Consider the following 14,146-nt stretch of genomic DNA (forward strand, 5'->3'; position numbering starts at 1 on the left):
CATGTCGATCCCGATCATCCTCGCGGGGCACGGCAGCTTGCCTTCGGGCGTCGGCGAAGCGGCCGAGATGATCCTCGGCCCGCAGGCGCGGCTGAAGGTCTGCGAGCTGAACCCGAGCGACCGCCCGGAGGACTTCGGCGCCCGGCTGCGGGAGCTGGCCGGCGCTGCCACCGAGCTGCTCGTGCTCGCCGACCTGCACGGCGGCTCGCCGTTCAACGCCGTCCGCACCCTTTCCGCGCAGGGGCCGGCCCGCGTCGAGCTGGTGTCCGGGCTGAACCTGCCGATGCTGCTGGAGGTCCTGCTGCACCCCGCCGCCGACGTCACCGAGCTGGCCGGGGTGGCACGCGCCGCCGGCCGGGACGGCGTCGTCGACGTCCTGGAATCCACCTGGTGACCGCCTCGCTCCTGCTCGCCGCGCAGGACGTGCGGATCACCCCGGGACCCGGGCACCCGCTGGGCGGCTACCTGGCCCGCAACGGCGTCGCGACCGGCACCCACGACGACCTCGAGGCGTCGCTGATCTGGCTGTCCACCGACGACGACCCCGGCGTGCTGTGGGTGGCGCTGGACGCGCTGGCCGTGGACGCCGGGCTCACCCGCACCCTGGCCGACGCCGTCGCCGACGTGGTCGGCATCGACGCCGAGCGCGTGCTCGTCTGCGCGTCGCACACGCACTCCGGGCCCGAGGGCTGGACCGGGCCGCTGCACCCCGGGCTGCCGGGGCAGCGGGACACCGGCTTGGTCGAGCGCATGACGGAGAAGGTCACCGGCGCCGCGGCCCTGCTGCGCGCCTGCCGAAGACGGGTCCGGGCCCGGTGGCACGCGGGCGAGACGGAAGCGGTCGGCAGCAACCGCTACGACCCCGACGGCCCGCACGACACGTCGTTCGGTGTGCTCGAACTGCGGCGCGACGACGACACCCCGGCCGCGTTGCTGTTCGACTACGCGAGCCACCCCACGGTGCTGGGCCCGGAGAACCTGCGCTGGTCCGCGGACTGGCCGGGCGCGACCCGCCGCGAGCTGGCGGCGTTGATGGGCCGCCCGGTCGCGGCGTTCCTCCAGGGAGCGGCGGGCGACGCCAGCTCCCGCTTCGTCCGCCGCGGCCGCGACCACGACGAGGTCCGCACGCTGGGCGGCCACCTGGCGACGTCGATCGCCCGGACGCTCGCGGCCACGTCGTCGGCCCCGGCCACCGGCCCGGTCCGGCTGACCCGCTCGTCGCTGTACCTGCCCTACCGCGACGTACCGTCCATTGAGGACAGTCTGGAGCTGCGCGAGTCGGCCGAAGGCGAGTGGCAGCGCGAACTGTCCCGCCACGGCTCGGACCACCCGGCCGTCCGGATCGCCCAGACCCGCTACGAGGGCTGCGCGATGCTCGCCGTGATGGCGGCCAGCGACCGGCCGACGGGGTGCGCGGAGGTGCCGGTCAGCGTGGTGTCGGTGGGGGAGATCGCCTGGCTGCACACGCCGTTCGAGCTGTTCGCGTCACTGGGCCTGCGGATTCGCGAGGGCAGCCCGTTCCGGCACACGCGGGTGATCGGCTACACCGACGGCTACCTGGGGTACCTGCCGGACGCGAACGGGCACCGCGACGGGATCTACGAGTCGTACGTGACGCTCTTCGGCCCGGACGCGGCGGAGGTGCTGGTGGCGCACTGCGCGAAGGCGCTCAAGAGCCACTACGCCTAGCCACTGTCCTGTAAGTCATCGGAGCCGGGTCACGGAACTGTTCGAGCCGGTTGGAGCACCGCTCCACGACGTCGGGCTGCTTGCAGTCCTCGGCATCGAAGGCGGATGGTCGCCTGCCGCTGGAGCCTTTGGCTGCGGGGCGGGCGATCTGGTCATCGCGTTCGGCTGACATCGTGGCCGGCCTGGCCCGGTCCGGGCGATGCTGCTTTTCCGGGCCCCGGCGGAGTGCTGATGCGCCCTGACCACGCTCGAGTCCACCGAGACGACCCATTCGAGGTCACCGACGGCGTCGTCTTTGACGATGACGTGGTCAAGGATCCGATCCCAGGTGCCGTCCTTGGTCCACAACCGCAGTCGTTCATGCGCGGTTTTCCAATGGCCGTGGCGTTCTGGCAGGTCACGCCACGGAGCACTGGTGCGGAGTTTCCACAGGATCGCGTTGATCACCTGACGGTGATCCCGCCGACTTCGGCCACCGCTTTGCCGCGGGCGGCGGCAGCGGTTCGATCACTGCCCACGCCCGGTCTGCCGGTTCTCCTCGGCCGGCCACCGCACACGATTACCGGATACCCAGGTCAACCGCTTGCAGGACAGCGCCTAACCGCTGCGGCGGGCCTGGGTGAAGACCGTGTAGCGGTCCGCGCGGTAGAGCGACCGGCCCGCCTCGATGACGCCGCCGCTCTGGTCGTGGAGCGTGCCCTCGATGATCAGGCACGGCTGGGTGGCCTCGATGCCCAGCAGGCCCGCGTCGTGGGTGTTCGGGAGGACCGCGGAGATCGCCGTGTCGTTCCAGTCCGCGCGGACGCCCCAGCGCTCCTCCAGCGTGCGGTGCAGGGACTGCGTCTCCCAGTCGAAAAGCTCGATGTCCGGGAACCGGTCGACCGACAGGTTGGTGCGCTCGACCGCGAACGGCTCGTCCTCGACGTAACGCAGCCGCTCCAGGCGGAACACCCGCGCGCCCGGGGGGACGTTCAGGCGGCCGGCGATGCGCGGGCCCGCGCTCTCGATCTCGGCGTGCAGCACCTTCGTCTTCGGGACGACGCCCCGGGCGCTCATGTCCTCGGTGAACGACGTCAGCATGTCGATGTGCGCGGCCTGGCGCTGGGCGGTGAAGGTCGCCGTGCCGTGCTGGCGGTAGAGGACGCCGTCGGCGACCAGGCGGTTGATCTCCTGGCGGACGGTGCCGCGGGCGACCTGGAAGTGCTCGGCGAGGAACCGCTCGGACGGCATCAGCCTGCCGGGGCCCGCCTCCGTCGCGACGCCTTCGATGATCTCGCGGAGCTGGTCGCCTTTCGGCCGCCCCGGCTCCAGTGCGTCCGGGAGCCGGAGATCGCTCGCGGGGACGTGCTTCGGACGGGGCATGGCACCAGTATGTCGTCCCGTCCCGGCGGAGGCACATCCGCCGGAGCCGGACCGGCCGCCGGTGTCCGGCCCGGCGGGCCGCGCCTGCCGTCGGGCGAGCCGCGCTGACCTGCGCGGTTGCACGGTGAGACCCGAAGTGTGCACGCACGGTCACGACGTGGGCTTCCGCCGGGACGGCCGACTCGGTAGTTCTTTTCCGAGCAGCGGAGAAACCGCTGAGGAAAGGACCGATGATGACGTTCACCAGCGTCAAACGCGTCTGCGCGGTGGTCGCACTGGCCGCGGCGGCGGGCGGCCTCGCCGTCGCCCCCGCGGAAGCCGGGACCACGACCGTCCAAAGTGGAAGCGGCACCATCAGCGACCCGTGGGTGCCGACGCGCGCCGCCCACATCACGTGCTCGTCCGCCACGCTCTTCGGCAACTACACCGCCGGGCAGGGCCACTCCGACCCGATCGACACGCTCGTGCAGGGCAACTACATCGGCGTCCGGTACATCACGTCGGACCACAACTCGGCCGACGTCTTCTGGCACGGCGCGAGCAAGTGGGGCTTCCTGCTCCGCAGCTGCTTTTCACTGGACTGACGGGAGAAAGACATGACCACAGCACGCATCGCCGGCGGTCTCGCGGCCGCGACGCTCGCCGTGTCCGCGGCGATCACCCTCGCCCCCGCCGCCTCGGCGGGGACCGTCCACGAGATCTGCGCCACCGACCTGTACGTCCGGACGCAGCCCGCCGGCGTCATCGTCGGGACGCTCTACCGCGGCGACCACTTCGAGCTGTCGCGGTACTCGCCCAGCGGCGACTGGGCCGAGGGTTACGCCATGGGCAACGTCAACAAGAGAGGCTGGGTCCAGTCCGGCTGGTTCTGCTGAGTCACAGCACCTTCAGCGAGAGCACGCCGGGCACCGTGATCCGCTGGCCGTAGGGGTTCGCGCGGCCGCCGATCGCCAGGACCCGGTGCGGTGCGCCGGCGGTGCAGACCACCGACGACCGGCCGTGGGGCAGGAGCGTGGCGAGCAGGTGCCACGCACCCGTGCCCAGGTCGAGGACCTCGGTCGTGCGGTCGCGCGCGATCGGGTCCTCGGCCGCCGGTTCGCTGCCGACGACCACGATCCGGTCGCCCAGCAGCGCGACGCCGGGGAGCACGCGCCGCTTGTGCATCGGGGCCACGGCTTCCCACGTGTCCGTCTCGGCCGAGTACCGCTCCACCGAGTCGAGCATGTCCTGCGGCCCGCCGGCCAGCCCGCCGATGGCGTACAGGTGGGTTTCCGTCGCGAGCAGCCGGAACCGGGTTCGGGGGGTGCGCATCGGGGCCACCGGGTCCCAGCGCTTCTCCTCCGGGTCGAAGACGAGGACCGCGTCCGAGGCGCTGTCCCCGGCGCTGCCACCCGCGACGTAGAGCAGGTCGCCGAGACCGGCGGCCGAAGCCCCGGCGAGCGGGACGGGCAGGGGCGGCGCCGGGCTCCACTCGTCGAGCTGCGGGTCGTAGCGGTCGACGGCGTCGGTGGGGCGGTCGCCGACGGTGCCGCCGGCGACGTAGACCCGGCCGCGGGCCACCCCGACGGCGTGGTCGCGGCGCGGGGCCGGCAGCGGGCTGACGTGGCGCCACTCGCCGCGGCCCGTCACCTTGCGGGTCTCCACGGAGCTGTGGCCGGTGCTCCCGTCGGTGCCGCCGATGACGAAGATGTCGTCGCCGGCGCGCGCCACCTCGTGGCCGAACCTGGGAGACAGCAGCGGCGGCCGGTACTTCCAGGAGTCGTTCATCGTTCCCCACCCTCTTCGCGCGTCGCGATTCGCGGCCAGAGTCTCCGCGGCCGGGTGGTTTGTTACTGCAATTCGCCGATTCGCCGGGCCAGGTAACGGCGCTCCGCGTCGGTCGGCGCCAGCTCCAGCGCCGCCCGGTACGCCTCGGCCGCTTCGCCGGCCCGGCCCAGGCGACGCAGGAAGTCCGCGCGCGTGGCCGGGAGCAGGTGGTAACCCGCCAGCTGCCCGCCGTCCGCGAGCGCGTCGACCAGAGTCAGGCCGGCGGACGGCCCGTCGGCCATGGCCACCGCCACCGCACGGTTCAGCTCGACCACCGGGGACGGGTTCAGCTTCGCCACCAGCTCGTACAGCCGGGCGATCCGGGCCCAGTCCGTGTCCGCCGCGCGTGACGCCGTCGCGTGGCACGCCGCGATCGCCGCCTGCAGCTGGTACGGGCCCGGCCGGCCGAGCGCCAGCGCCTCGTCCAGGACGGCGACGCCTTCGTCGATCAGCGTGCGGTCCCAGCGGGTGCGGTCCTGGTCGGCGAGGGTGATCAGGTCGCCGTCGTCGTCGGTGCGGGTCGCGCGGCGGGCGTCGTGGAACAGCATCAACGCCAGCAGTCCGCCGGCTTCCGGCGCGTCCGGCAGCAGGCGGAGGACGACGCGCGCGAGCCGGATCGCCTCCGCCGTCAGGGCCTGGCGGACCAGGTCGGCGCCCGCGCTGGCCGAGTAGCCCTCGTTGAACAGCAGGTAGAGCACGCCGAGCACACCCGCCGTCCGCTCGGGCAGCAGCTCGGCGGGCGGGACGCGGTAGGGGATCCGGGCGTTGCGGATCTTCCGCTTGGCCCGCACGATCCGCTGCGCCATCGCCGGTTCGGGCACCAGGAACGCGCGGGCGATCTCCGGGGTCGTCAGGCCGGCGAGGGTCCGCAGCGTCAGCGCGACCTGCGCTTCCAGCGGCAGCGCCGGGTGGCAGCAGGTGAACATCAGCCGCAGCCGGTCGTCGGGGACGTCGTCGGGTTCCGGTGGCGCGTCGTCGACGGGTGCGGTGACGGCCAGCTCGCGCAGCCGGTTCGCCTCGGCGGTGCCGCGCCGCAGCTTGTCCAGGGCCCGGTTGCGGGCGGCCGTCGTCAGCCACGCCCCGGGACGGCGCGGCACGCCGTCCCGGGGCCAGGTGGCCAGTGCCTTGGCGAACGCCTCCTGGGCGCACTCCTCGGCCAGGTCCCAGTCGCCGGTGACCCGGATCAGGGTGGCGACGACGCGGCCCCACTCGGTGCGGAAGGCCTCGTCGACCGCCGTGGCGACGGGCTCGGTCACTCCCACACGGGCCGCAGCTCGATCGCGCCGAACTTCGCGACCGGGTGCGCCGCGGCGACGTCGATCGCCTCGGCCAGGTCGGCGCACTCGAGGATGTCGTACCCGGCGATCTGCTCCTTCGTCTCGGCGAACGGGCCGTCCGAGACGAACGTGCCGCCGTCGCGCGGCCACAGCGTCGTCGCGTCGCCGACCGGCCGCAGCTGGTTGCCTTCGAGCCGCCGCGCGCCGGCTTCGGCGACCCAGTCGCCCGGGTCTTCTTCCGCGGTGCCGACGAGCTCGGGGTCGACGCACACCCACATCAGGAACTTCATCGCTCGTCCTCCCAGAACGGCCGGATCTCGATGGGAAACCGCCCGGCGGACGGGTGGGCGGACGCGATCGCGATGGCCTCGTCGAGGTCCTCGCACTCGACGACCTCGCAGCCGGCGACCCATTCCTTCGTCTCGGCGAACGGGCCGTCCGACGTCAGCCGCTGCCCGTCGCGCACCCGCACGGTGACGGCTTCGGCGGGCGGCCGCAGCAGCGTCCCTTTGTGGGTGGCGCCGCGGGCTTCGACGTCGCGCAGCCAAGCGACGAACTCGGGCTGGGCGTCGATCTCGGGCGGGCTGAACAGCTCCGCGCCGTCGTCGCAGATCATCAGCATGTACCGCAAGGCTCCTCCTGATCGTCCGGTGCAGCTTCTCACCCACCCGACGCGGCCGCGGGCCGGAATCGACAGGGTCCCGGAAACTTTCTCGGCGACCTGTCGATCCGGGCGGACCACGGCGTCGTCCTGCCGGAAGCCCCCGGCGAGAGGAGCCGTCATGATCCCGGTCAGCCAGCTGTGGACCGTCACCTGCCAGAACGAGCGGGACCGCCGCCGGGCCGAGGAGCGCCTCGGCCGGCTGGTCGCCCGGTGGACGCGCCGCCTGCGCCGGGCGCGGGTCAGCCGATGACCGACCGCGCGCACACCGGGATCGTCCTCGACGGGAAAACGCCGATTGCAATTTGCCGTTGCTCATTTCCGTGGCGGTGTATTGGTGGGTTGCTTGCGTGCTCCGCACTGAACGATGTCCGGTGATCCTTTTCCGGAAATAACGTGTTCTCTTTTGTCGGCAACACGTTTGCGACTGTGGAAAGCGTCATCTACAGTCCGGCAGATCACGGCCATACCGGCCGGTTTCCCTGATCTGTCCAGTGTTTTCCGGGAGTGTCATGTTCCGACGCGCCTCGTTACGGCGGTTCGCTGTGCTCTTTTCCGCCGGGCTTTTGCTGGCCGGCTGCAACCAGGCGGGCGGAAGCGGTTCCGCGGGTGGCGACGTCGAGAAACCGGCCATCCGGGTCGCCATCTTCACCGCCGTCGACCTCGCGACGCTGTGGCTGGCCCAGCAAGGCGGCTACTTCAAGGCCGAAGGTCTCGACGTGCAGACCGACCTCGCCGCCAGCGGCCAGGAATCGCTGACGCGCATGACGAAGGGCCAGGACGACATCGCGTTGTCCACGTACACGTTGTTCTTCCTGGCGAAGAGCAGTGGTTCCGCCGACGTCCGGCTGGTGGCCGACGCGACTTCGGCGAGCCCGCTCAGCAACGAGGTCGTCACCGTGCCGAACTCGCCGGTGAAGACCGTGAACGACCTGGGTGGCAAGCGGATCGCGATCAGCTCGAAGAACGCCGCGTCGGACATCCTGACCCGGTCGGTGATGCGCGACCACGGCATCGACTTCAGCAAGGTGCAGTGGGTCCCGATGCCGCTGCCGGAGATGGGCGCCGCGCTGGCCCAGGGCAAGGTCGACGCCGCGTACCAGCCGGAGCCGTTCCTCACCCAGGCCGCAAAGGTGGCCGGCGCGTACCCGGTCGTCGACGCCGCCAGCGGGAGCACCCAGTCGTTCCCGCTGACCGGCTTCGGTGCCACCGGCAAGTGGGTCCAGGAGCACCCCAGGACGATGGCGGCGTTCCAGCGCGCGATGCTCAAGGCCACCCGCGACTCGGTGGACCGCGGCCGGATCGAGCCGCTGGTCGTCCGCAACGCCCGGGTGGACCAGGACGTCGCGAGCCTGATGGTGATGCCCACGTTCGGCTCCACGCTCGACGCCCGCCGCATCCAGCGCGTGCCGGACCTGCTGCAGCAGCTGGGCATCATCCAGACGAAGGTCGACGCCTCGGAGATGATCGCGCCGCAGTCCGGTACCGGCTGATCCCGGGGGTTTCCACCGCTGAAGGCGGGTGCGCACTCTGCGCACCCGCCTTCGGTCGTTTCGCGGACGTCGCCGCTTCCCGTCGAGGCCGTGCTTCGCGAAATTTTCGGACCGGCCCGGAAGATCCGGATGTTGCCGGTTCGTACCTTGACACGGCTGGCGCCGCGCCCCACCCTCTTCATACCGACCGCGCGGTACGGACTGGTCCACATGGTGAGAACTAGAGGGGTCATCGATGACACTTCCCGGCGAGGGCCTGCTCGTGGTCGACGGCCTCACCGTGCGGTTCGGTGGTCTCACCGCGCTGCGCGACGTCCGGCTGAGCGTCGACGAGGGCACGGTCGTCGGCGTCATCGGCCCCAACGGTGCCGGCAAGACGACGCTGTTCAACGTCATCTGCGGCTTCGTCCGCCCCCAGTCCGGGCGCGTCCTCTGGCGGGGGACGCCGCTGGTCCGGCACCGCCCCGAGCACCTCGCCGGGCTCGGGATCGTCCGCACGCTGCAGGGCCTCGGCCTCTTCGCCGGGCTGACCGTGCTGGAGAACGTGATGGCCGGCGCGGGCCGGCACGCTCGCTCCGGCGTGCTCCCGGCCCTCGCCGGTATCGGCCGCTCGGCCCGCGACGAGGCCGACCTCGCCCACCGGGCCCGGGCGACCCTGGCGGAGCTGGGCATCGCCAACCTCGCCGACCGGCTGCCCGGTGTGCTGCCCTACGGCGTGCGCAAGCGCGTCGCGCTGGCCCGCGCGCTGGTCGCCGAACCGGACCTGCTGCTGCTCGACGAACCGGCGAGCGGGCTCTCGGCCGCCGAGCTGGTCGAGCTCACGACGTTGATCCTGTCGCTGCGGCGGCACATGGCGGTGGTGCTCGTCGAGCATCACATGGACCTGGTGATGCAGGTCTGCGACCGCGTCGTGGTCCTCAACTTCGGCGAGGTGATCGCCGCGGGCACCCCGGCCGAGATCCAGGCCGACCCCCGCGTGGCCGAGGCCTACCTCGGCGACCCCGCCGAGGAGGCGACCGGTGCTTGAGGTGCAGGGCTTTTCCTTGGCGCACAACGCAGTCCCGAAAGGCACGGCGGCTCGGCCGGGGAGCGGCCGGGTGCTCGACGGCCTGGCGGCCGGCCTGGCCGACCCCGGGTGGCCGCGAAGGGCCCCCGCGATCCGGCCGCGACGGCGTCCGGTGCTCGACGTCGACGCGTTCCCCGCCGAGGAGGCGACCGGTGCTTGAGATCGAAGGCCTTTCCGTGGCCTACGGCGCCGTCCGCGCGCTCGACGGCGTCAGCCTGACCGTCGACCGCGGCGGCATCACCGCCGTGCTCGGCGCGAACGGCGCGGGCAAGACGACGTTGCTGCGCACGATCAGCGGCCTGCAACCGGCCCGCGAAGGCCGGATCACCTGGGACGGCACGGAACTGCGGGGCCGGGCGCCGGACCGCATCGCGCGTGGCGGCGTCGCGCACGTGCCCGAAGGCGGTGGCGTGATCACCGAGCTGACCGTCGAGGAGAACCTGCGCCTCGGTGCGTTGTGGCGGCGGGACCGCGCCGACCGCGCGGCCGCGAAACGCGAGGTGTTCGAGCTTTTCCCGCCGCTGGAAGAACGTTCGGCCAAGCTCGCCGCGACGCTCTCCGGCGGCGAGCGGCAGATGCTGGCCATCGGCCGGGCGCTGATGAGCCGGCCCCAGCTGCTGCTGCTGGACGAGCCGTCGCTCGGCCTCGCGCCGCTGATCACCGCGCGGATCATGCGGATCCTGCGTGACCTGCGGGCCTCGACCGGGCTCACCGTGGTGCTCGTCGAGCAGAACGCGCACAGCGCGCTGTCCATCGCGGACAACGGGTACGTCCTCGCGCTCGGCAGCGTCGTGGCGGTCGACACCGCGGCGGAGCTGCTGGCCGACGACGGCCTCCGCCACGCCTATCTCGGCTTCTGACGCTGCTGACCATCAAACGGGAGGTGAACGGTCCGGTATGCAGGAATTCCTCGACCTGACCCTCGGCGGGATCTCCGCCGGTGCGGTCTACGCGGCCCTCGGGCTCGCGCTGGTCATCATCTACCGGGCCACTCGGGTGGTGAACTTCGCGCAGCCCGCGCTCGCCCTGATCTCGACGTACCTCGCGTACTCGGTGACCAAGGGGACGGGCAGCTACTGGCTCGGCTTCGCCGTCGCGATCGTGGCCGGGACGCTGCTGGGCGTCGTGACCGAACGGCTGCTGATCCGCCCGCTGCGCCACCGCTCCGAGCTCAGCTCGATCATCGTCACCCTCGGGCTGCTGCTGGTGCTGCAGGCGGTCGCCGGGATGATCTGGTCCAACGAGCCGCTGGCGTACCCGTACGCCTTCGACTTCGTCGGCCGGTTCTCCGCCAACGACCTCTTCGTGGTGCTGGTGGTGCTCGCGATCGCCGCGCTCGTGCTGGTGGTGTTCAAGTACACCCCGCTCGGCCTGCGGATGCGGGCGGCCGCGTTCGCCCCCGACGTCGCGCGCACCCTCGGCGTGCGGGTCGGGGTGATGCTCACCGTCGGCTGGGGGATGGCGGCGGCCGTCGGCTCGCTGGCCGGGCTGCTGGCCACCCCGCCGTTCCTGTTCCCGAACGTCCTGGACGGCGTCTTCGTCTACGCGCTCACCGCGGCCGTGCTCGGCGGGCTCGACAACCCGCTGGGCACCATCGCCGGCGGGTTCGTGCTCGGCGTCGGACTGTCCTACGTGTCCGGTTACTTCGGACCGGAGACGGTGACGATCGCCGCACTGGCCATCCTGGTGATCGTGCTGACGCTGCGGCCGGCCGGCCTGTTCGGCCGCGCGAAGGCGAGGCGGGTGTGAGCGTGCGCACGAGTCTCCCGGAGGCCCCGGCCGGTTCGCCCGCCCGCGCGGGCAAGCGCCGGCTGCCGCCCCTGGTCCTGCACATCCTGGCCGCGCTGGGCGCGCTCGCCGTCGTCGTGGTGCTCTCCCTGGTCACCGACGAGTTCACCAACCTGCGGATCGCGACCGTGGGCTACTACCTGATCGCGGTGGCCGGGCTGACGCTGCTGACCGGCCTCACCGGCCAGGTTTCCCTGGGTCACGGCGCGTTCATGTTCATCGGCGCGTACACCGTCGCGCTGCTGGTGCGCCGGGTCCCGGCGTTCCCGCTGTGGGCCGACCTGCTGCTCGCGGCGGTCGCCGGTGGTCTCGGCGGGCTGCTGGCCGGGGCCGCCGCGGCCCGGCTGCGCGGGCCCTACCTCGCCGGGGCGACGCTCGCGCTGGCCGTCGGCCTGCCCGCGCTGACCCGCCGGTTCCAGGACTTCCTGGGCGGCAGCAACGGCTTGAGCTTCACCGTCCACAGCAGACCGGCCGGCCTGGTCGGCGTCGTGCCGGAACTGCGCTGGCAGACCTGGATCGTCTGGCTCAGCGTGCTCATCGCGCTGGTGTTCGTGGTGAACATCGTGCGCGGCAAGCTCGGCCGCACCTTCCGCGCCGTCCGCGACGACGAGGTCGCCGCTTCGCTGAGCGGGATCCACGTCGGGCGCACGAAGATCCTGGCGTTCCTCATCAGCGCCGTGTGCGGCGGGCTCGCCGGTGGCCTGCAGGCGTTCCTGCTCGGCACCGCCGCGCCCGGCTCGTTCACCCCCGCGCTGTCGCTGAGCCTGCTGGCCGCCGTGGTCCTCGGCGGGCTCGGGTCGCTCTGGGGCGCGCTGTGGGGCGCGATCGCGCTCGTCTACTTCCAGGCGTGGTCCGAAGATCTCGCCGACGCCCTGCACCTGAACACCGACGTGGCCAACAACCTCCCGCTCGCGGTGTACGGCGTGATCCTCATCGTCGTCGTGCTCGCTTTCCCGCGCGGCATCCAGGGCGGTTTCAGCCGGCTGCGAGGACTTCTCCGTCGATCCGCCGAGCAAAAGGAGACCCATGAGAAGCACTAGAACCGTCGCGGGAATCGCGGTCCTGGCCTTGGCGCTGAGCGCGTGCGGCGGTGCGGGGGAGTCCGACACCAGCGGCACGCAGGCCGCGGACTCGGCGGTCGGCGTCACCAAGGACTCCGTGGTGATCGGCACCCACCAGCCGCTCACCGGGCCGGCCGCGCCGGGCTACAGCAAGATCTCCGTCGGCGCCCGCGCGGTGTTCCAGTCGATCAACGACGGCGGCGGGATCAACGGCCGCAAGATCGACTACAAGGTCGAGGACGACGGTTACAACCCGACCAAGACCGTCGAGGTCGTCAAGAAGCTCGTGCTGCAGGACAAGGTGTTCGCGATCGTCGGCGGCCTCGGCACGCCGACGCACTCCAAGGTCGTCGACTACCTGAACACCGAAGGCGTGCCGGACCTGCTGGTGTCGTCGGGCGCGCTCGCCTGGGACAACCCGCAGAAGGCGCCGATGACCTTCGGGTACCAACTGGACTACACCCGGGAGGGCAAGATCCAGGGCAAGTACATCAAGGACACCTTCGCGGGCAAGAAGGTCGGCTACTTCACCCAGAACGACGACGTCGGCCGCGACACCCAGGCCGGCCTCGACCAGTTCATCAAGGACCAGACGGTCGCCAAGCAGGGTTACGACAGCGCCAACACCGACGTCACACCGCAGCTGTCCGCGCTCAAGGCGGCCGGCGCGGAGGTCGTCGTGTGCGAGTGCATCCCGGCGTTCACCGCGCTGTCCATCCTGGCCGCGGCGAAGATCGGCTACAAGCCGCAGTTCGTCGTCAGCAGCATCGGCGCCGACCCGGCGACGCTTTCCGGGCTGCTGCAGGACTTCGCCAAGCGCGGCGGCGCGAGCGTGTCGAGCGCGCAGCTGCTGAACGGGCTGATCGGCACCGGTTACCTGCCCGACGTCGCGCAGACGTCCGACCCGTGGGTCGCCTACTTCAAGGGCATCCACGACAAGTACATCCCCAAGGAGCAGCTCACCAACACGCTGTTCTACGGCATGGTGCTGGCCTACACGTTCGCGCAGGCGCTCAAGGCCTCCGGGCCCGACCCGACGCGGCAGAAGATCGTCGAAGCCATGAGTTCCGGTTCCCTCAAAGGACCGGGCCTGACGCCGTTCGGATTCTCGAAGGACTCGCACTCGGGGTACACCGGCGGGTACGTGTTCAAGATCAACCCGGACACGACCACGACGGTGATCCAGCAACCGGCCGTCACCGACCGGGGCACCGGCGCGATCACGCCGTACAGCGGCGAACGCGCCACCCCCGACCAGGTGAACCTGCTGGGGAAGTAGAGGAACGTGGGCCGGCTCGCGGCGCCGCGCGAGCCGGCCCACCCCCTCACTTAAGGTGAAGACATGGCGGTCAGGGAAAAGGTCATGCGGGCCGCGGTGCGGTTGTTCGCCGAGAAGGGGTTCGAGGCCACGACGGTCCGCGAGATCGTCGAGACGGCCGGCGTCACCAAAGGTGGCCTGTACCACTACTTCGAGTCCAAAGACGACCTGCTGTTCGAGATCTACAGCGCGATGCTGCGGATGCAGACCCAGCGGATGCGGACCATCGCCGAATCGGACATGCCGCTGCCGGAACGGTTGCACGCCATCATCGCCGACGTCGTGGTGACGTCCATTGCGGACCTCGACGCGGCGACCGTGTTCTTCCAGTCGTTCCCGCTGCTCGAAAAGTCCAAACAGGTCCAGGTGCGTGCCGAACGCCGGCTTTACCACGAGCGGGTGCGCGACCTCGTCGAGGAAGGCCAGCGAGCGGGCGCCTTCCGCGAAGACGTCCCGGCCGACCTGGTCATCAACTACCACTACGGCGCGATCCACCGCCTCGGCATGTGGTACCACGCCGAGGGTGAGCTGTCGGGTGAGCAGGTGGGCGAGCACTTCGCCAACCTGATGCTGCGCAGCCTCCGCCCGGAGCCGCCGGCGGCCGGGTAGGCCGGGCCTATCGTGG

The 14,146-nt window shown here is 71.5% G+C and carries 18 protein-coding genes and 1 pseudogene; 13 read left to right on the top strand and 6 right to left on the bottom strand.

Annotation, left to right across the window (positions count from 1 at the left end; genetic code table 11):
• The first annotated feature begins 1 nt into the window (after nucleotide 1).
• Together OHS58_RS44510 and OHS58_RS44515 are read left to right on the top strand one after the other, a co-directional pair.
• Nucleotides 2-394, top strand: a complete 393-nt coding sequence (locus tag OHS58_RS44510) for a PTS sugar transporter subunit IIA (protein ID WP_326955643.1) — start codon at nucleotides 2-4, stop codon at nucleotides 392-394.
• Complete coding sequence (locus tag OHS58_RS44515) at nucleotides 391-1,689, top strand: hypothetical protein (protein WP_326946579.1); 1,299 nt, start codon at nucleotides 391-393, stop codon at nucleotides 1,687-1,689. Before OHS58_RS44510 ends, OHS58_RS44515 begins: the two co-directional genes overlap by 4 nt.
• Nucleotides 1,690-1,896: 207 nt before the next feature.
• Here the strand turns inward: OHS58_RS44515 and OHS58_RS44520 are convergent.
• Both OHS58_RS44520 and OHS58_RS44525 read right to left on the bottom strand, forming a co-directional pair.
• A pseudogene (locus tag OHS58_RS44520) lies at nucleotides 1,897-2,239 on the bottom strand (IS5 family transposase); the annotation flags it as partial.
• Nucleotides 2,240-2,286: 47 nt separating this feature from the next.
• Nucleotides 2,287-3,051, bottom strand: a complete 765-nt coding sequence (locus OHS58_RS44525; RefSeq protein WP_326946581.1) for a GntR family transcriptional regulator — start codon at nucleotides 3,049-3,051, stop codon at nucleotides 2,287-2,289.
• A 233-nt stretch (nucleotides 3,052-3,284) separates the two neighbouring features.
• On the opposite strand from OHS58_RS44525, the gene OHS58_RS44530 reads away from it, so the two are divergent.
• Complete coding sequence (locus tag OHS58_RS44530; protein ID WP_328646271.1) at nucleotides 3,285-3,635, top strand: hypothetical protein; 351 nt, start codon at nucleotides 3,285-3,287, stop codon at nucleotides 3,633-3,635.
• Between the two features lie 12 nt (nucleotides 3,636-3,647).
• Nucleotides 3,648-3,926 (top strand): hypothetical protein, encoded by a 279-nt coding sequence (locus OHS58_RS44535; RefSeq protein ID WP_247061473.1) that lies wholly within the window; start codon nucleotides 3,648-3,650, stop codon nucleotides 3,924-3,926.
• A gap of 1 nt (nucleotide 3,927) precedes the next feature.
• Here the strand turns inward: OHS58_RS44535 and OHS58_RS44540 are convergent, their stop codons facing one another.
• From OHS58_RS44540 to OHS58_RS44555, 4 genes are all read right to left on the bottom strand, one after another.
• Nucleotides 3,928-4,818: a Kelch repeat-containing protein gene (locus tag OHS58_RS44540; protein WP_328646272.1), complete on the bottom strand. Its 891-nt coding sequence runs from the start codon at nucleotides 4,816-4,818 to the stop codon at nucleotides 3,928-3,930.
• A 62-nt stretch (nucleotides 4,819-4,880) separates the two neighbouring features.
• Nucleotides 4,881-6,113 (bottom strand): RNA polymerase sigma factor, encoded by a 1,233-nt coding sequence (locus OHS58_RS44545; protein WP_328646273.1) that lies wholly within the window; start codon nucleotides 6,111-6,113, stop codon nucleotides 4,881-4,883.
• Complete coding sequence (locus OHS58_RS44550) at nucleotides 6,110-6,424, bottom strand: YciI family protein (protein ID WP_326946584.1); 315 nt, start codon at nucleotides 6,422-6,424, stop codon at nucleotides 6,110-6,112. Before OHS58_RS44550 ends, OHS58_RS44545 begins: the two co-directional genes overlap by 4 nt.
• A complete protein-coding gene (locus OHS58_RS44555; RefSeq protein ID WP_328649960.1) occupies nucleotides 6,421-6,756 on the bottom strand; it encodes a YciI family protein in 336 nt (111 codons plus the stop codon). The genes OHS58_RS44550 and OHS58_RS44555 overlap by 4 nt, the downstream gene beginning before the upstream one ends.
• Before the next feature lie 160 nt (nucleotides 6,757-6,916).
• On the opposite strand from OHS58_RS44555, the gene OHS58_RS44560 reads away from it, so the two are divergent.
• The 9 genes from OHS58_RS44560 to OHS58_RS44600 all read left to right on the top strand — a co-directional run bounded on the left by OHS58_RS44560 (nucleotide 6,917) and on the right by OHS58_RS44600 (nucleotide 14,130).
• Complete coding sequence (locus tag OHS58_RS44560) at nucleotides 6,917-7,048, top strand: hypothetical protein (RefSeq protein WP_328646274.1); 132 nt, start codon at nucleotides 6,917-6,919, stop codon at nucleotides 7,046-7,048.
• 259 nt (nucleotides 7,049-7,307) lie between these two features.
• Nucleotides 7,308-8,288 (top strand): ABC transporter substrate-binding protein, encoded by a 981-nt coding sequence (locus OHS58_RS44565; protein WP_326946586.1) that lies wholly within the window; start codon nucleotides 7,308-7,310, stop codon nucleotides 8,286-8,288.
• Between the two features lie 235 nt (nucleotides 8,289-8,523).
• Nucleotides 8,524-9,315, top strand: coding sequence for an ABC transporter ATP-binding protein (locus tag OHS58_RS44570; RefSeq protein WP_328646275.1), 792 nt, complete (start codon nucleotides 8,524-8,526; stop codon nucleotides 9,313-9,315).
• Nucleotides 9,308-9,514 (top strand): hypothetical protein, encoded by a 207-nt coding sequence (locus OHS58_RS44575; protein WP_328646276.1) that lies wholly within the window; start codon nucleotides 9,308-9,310, stop codon nucleotides 9,512-9,514. The genes OHS58_RS44570 and OHS58_RS44575 overlap by 8 nt, the downstream gene beginning before the upstream one ends.
• Entirely contained in the window at nucleotides 9,507-10,214 is a 708-nt protein-coding gene (locus tag OHS58_RS44580; RefSeq protein WP_326946589.1) for an ABC transporter ATP-binding protein, read from the top strand. The genes OHS58_RS44575 and OHS58_RS44580 overlap by 8 nt, the downstream gene beginning before the upstream one ends.
• Before the next feature lie 37 nt (nucleotides 10,215-10,251).
• Entirely contained in the window at nucleotides 10,252-11,103 is an 852-nt protein-coding gene (locus OHS58_RS44585; protein WP_247061486.1) for a branched-chain amino acid ABC transporter permease, read from the top strand.
• A 2-nt stretch (nucleotides 11,104-11,105) separates the two neighbouring features.
• Nucleotides 11,106-12,182, top strand: a complete 1,077-nt coding sequence (locus OHS58_RS44590) for a branched-chain amino acid ABC transporter permease (RefSeq protein ID WP_328646277.1) — start codon at nucleotides 11,106-11,108, stop codon at nucleotides 12,180-12,182.
• Complete coding sequence (locus tag OHS58_RS44595) at nucleotides 12,169-13,482, top strand: ABC transporter substrate-binding protein (RefSeq protein ID WP_326946590.1); 1,314 nt, start codon at nucleotides 12,169-12,171, stop codon at nucleotides 13,480-13,482. The genes OHS58_RS44590 and OHS58_RS44595 overlap by 14 nt, the downstream gene beginning before the upstream one ends.
• A gap of 63 nt (nucleotides 13,483-13,545) precedes the next feature.
• Nucleotides 13,546-14,130 (top strand): TetR/AcrR family transcriptional regulator, encoded by a 585-nt coding sequence (locus OHS58_RS44600; protein ID WP_328646278.1) that lies wholly within the window; start codon nucleotides 13,546-13,548, stop codon nucleotides 14,128-14,130.
• Nucleotides 14,131-14,146: the final 16 nt, after the last annotated feature.

The sequence above is a fragment of the Amycolatopsis sp. NBC_00348 genome, assembly GCF_036114655.1.
In the GTDB taxonomy this organism is placed as follows: domain Bacteria; phylum Actinomycetota; class Actinomycetes; order Mycobacteriales; family Pseudonocardiaceae; genus Amycolatopsis.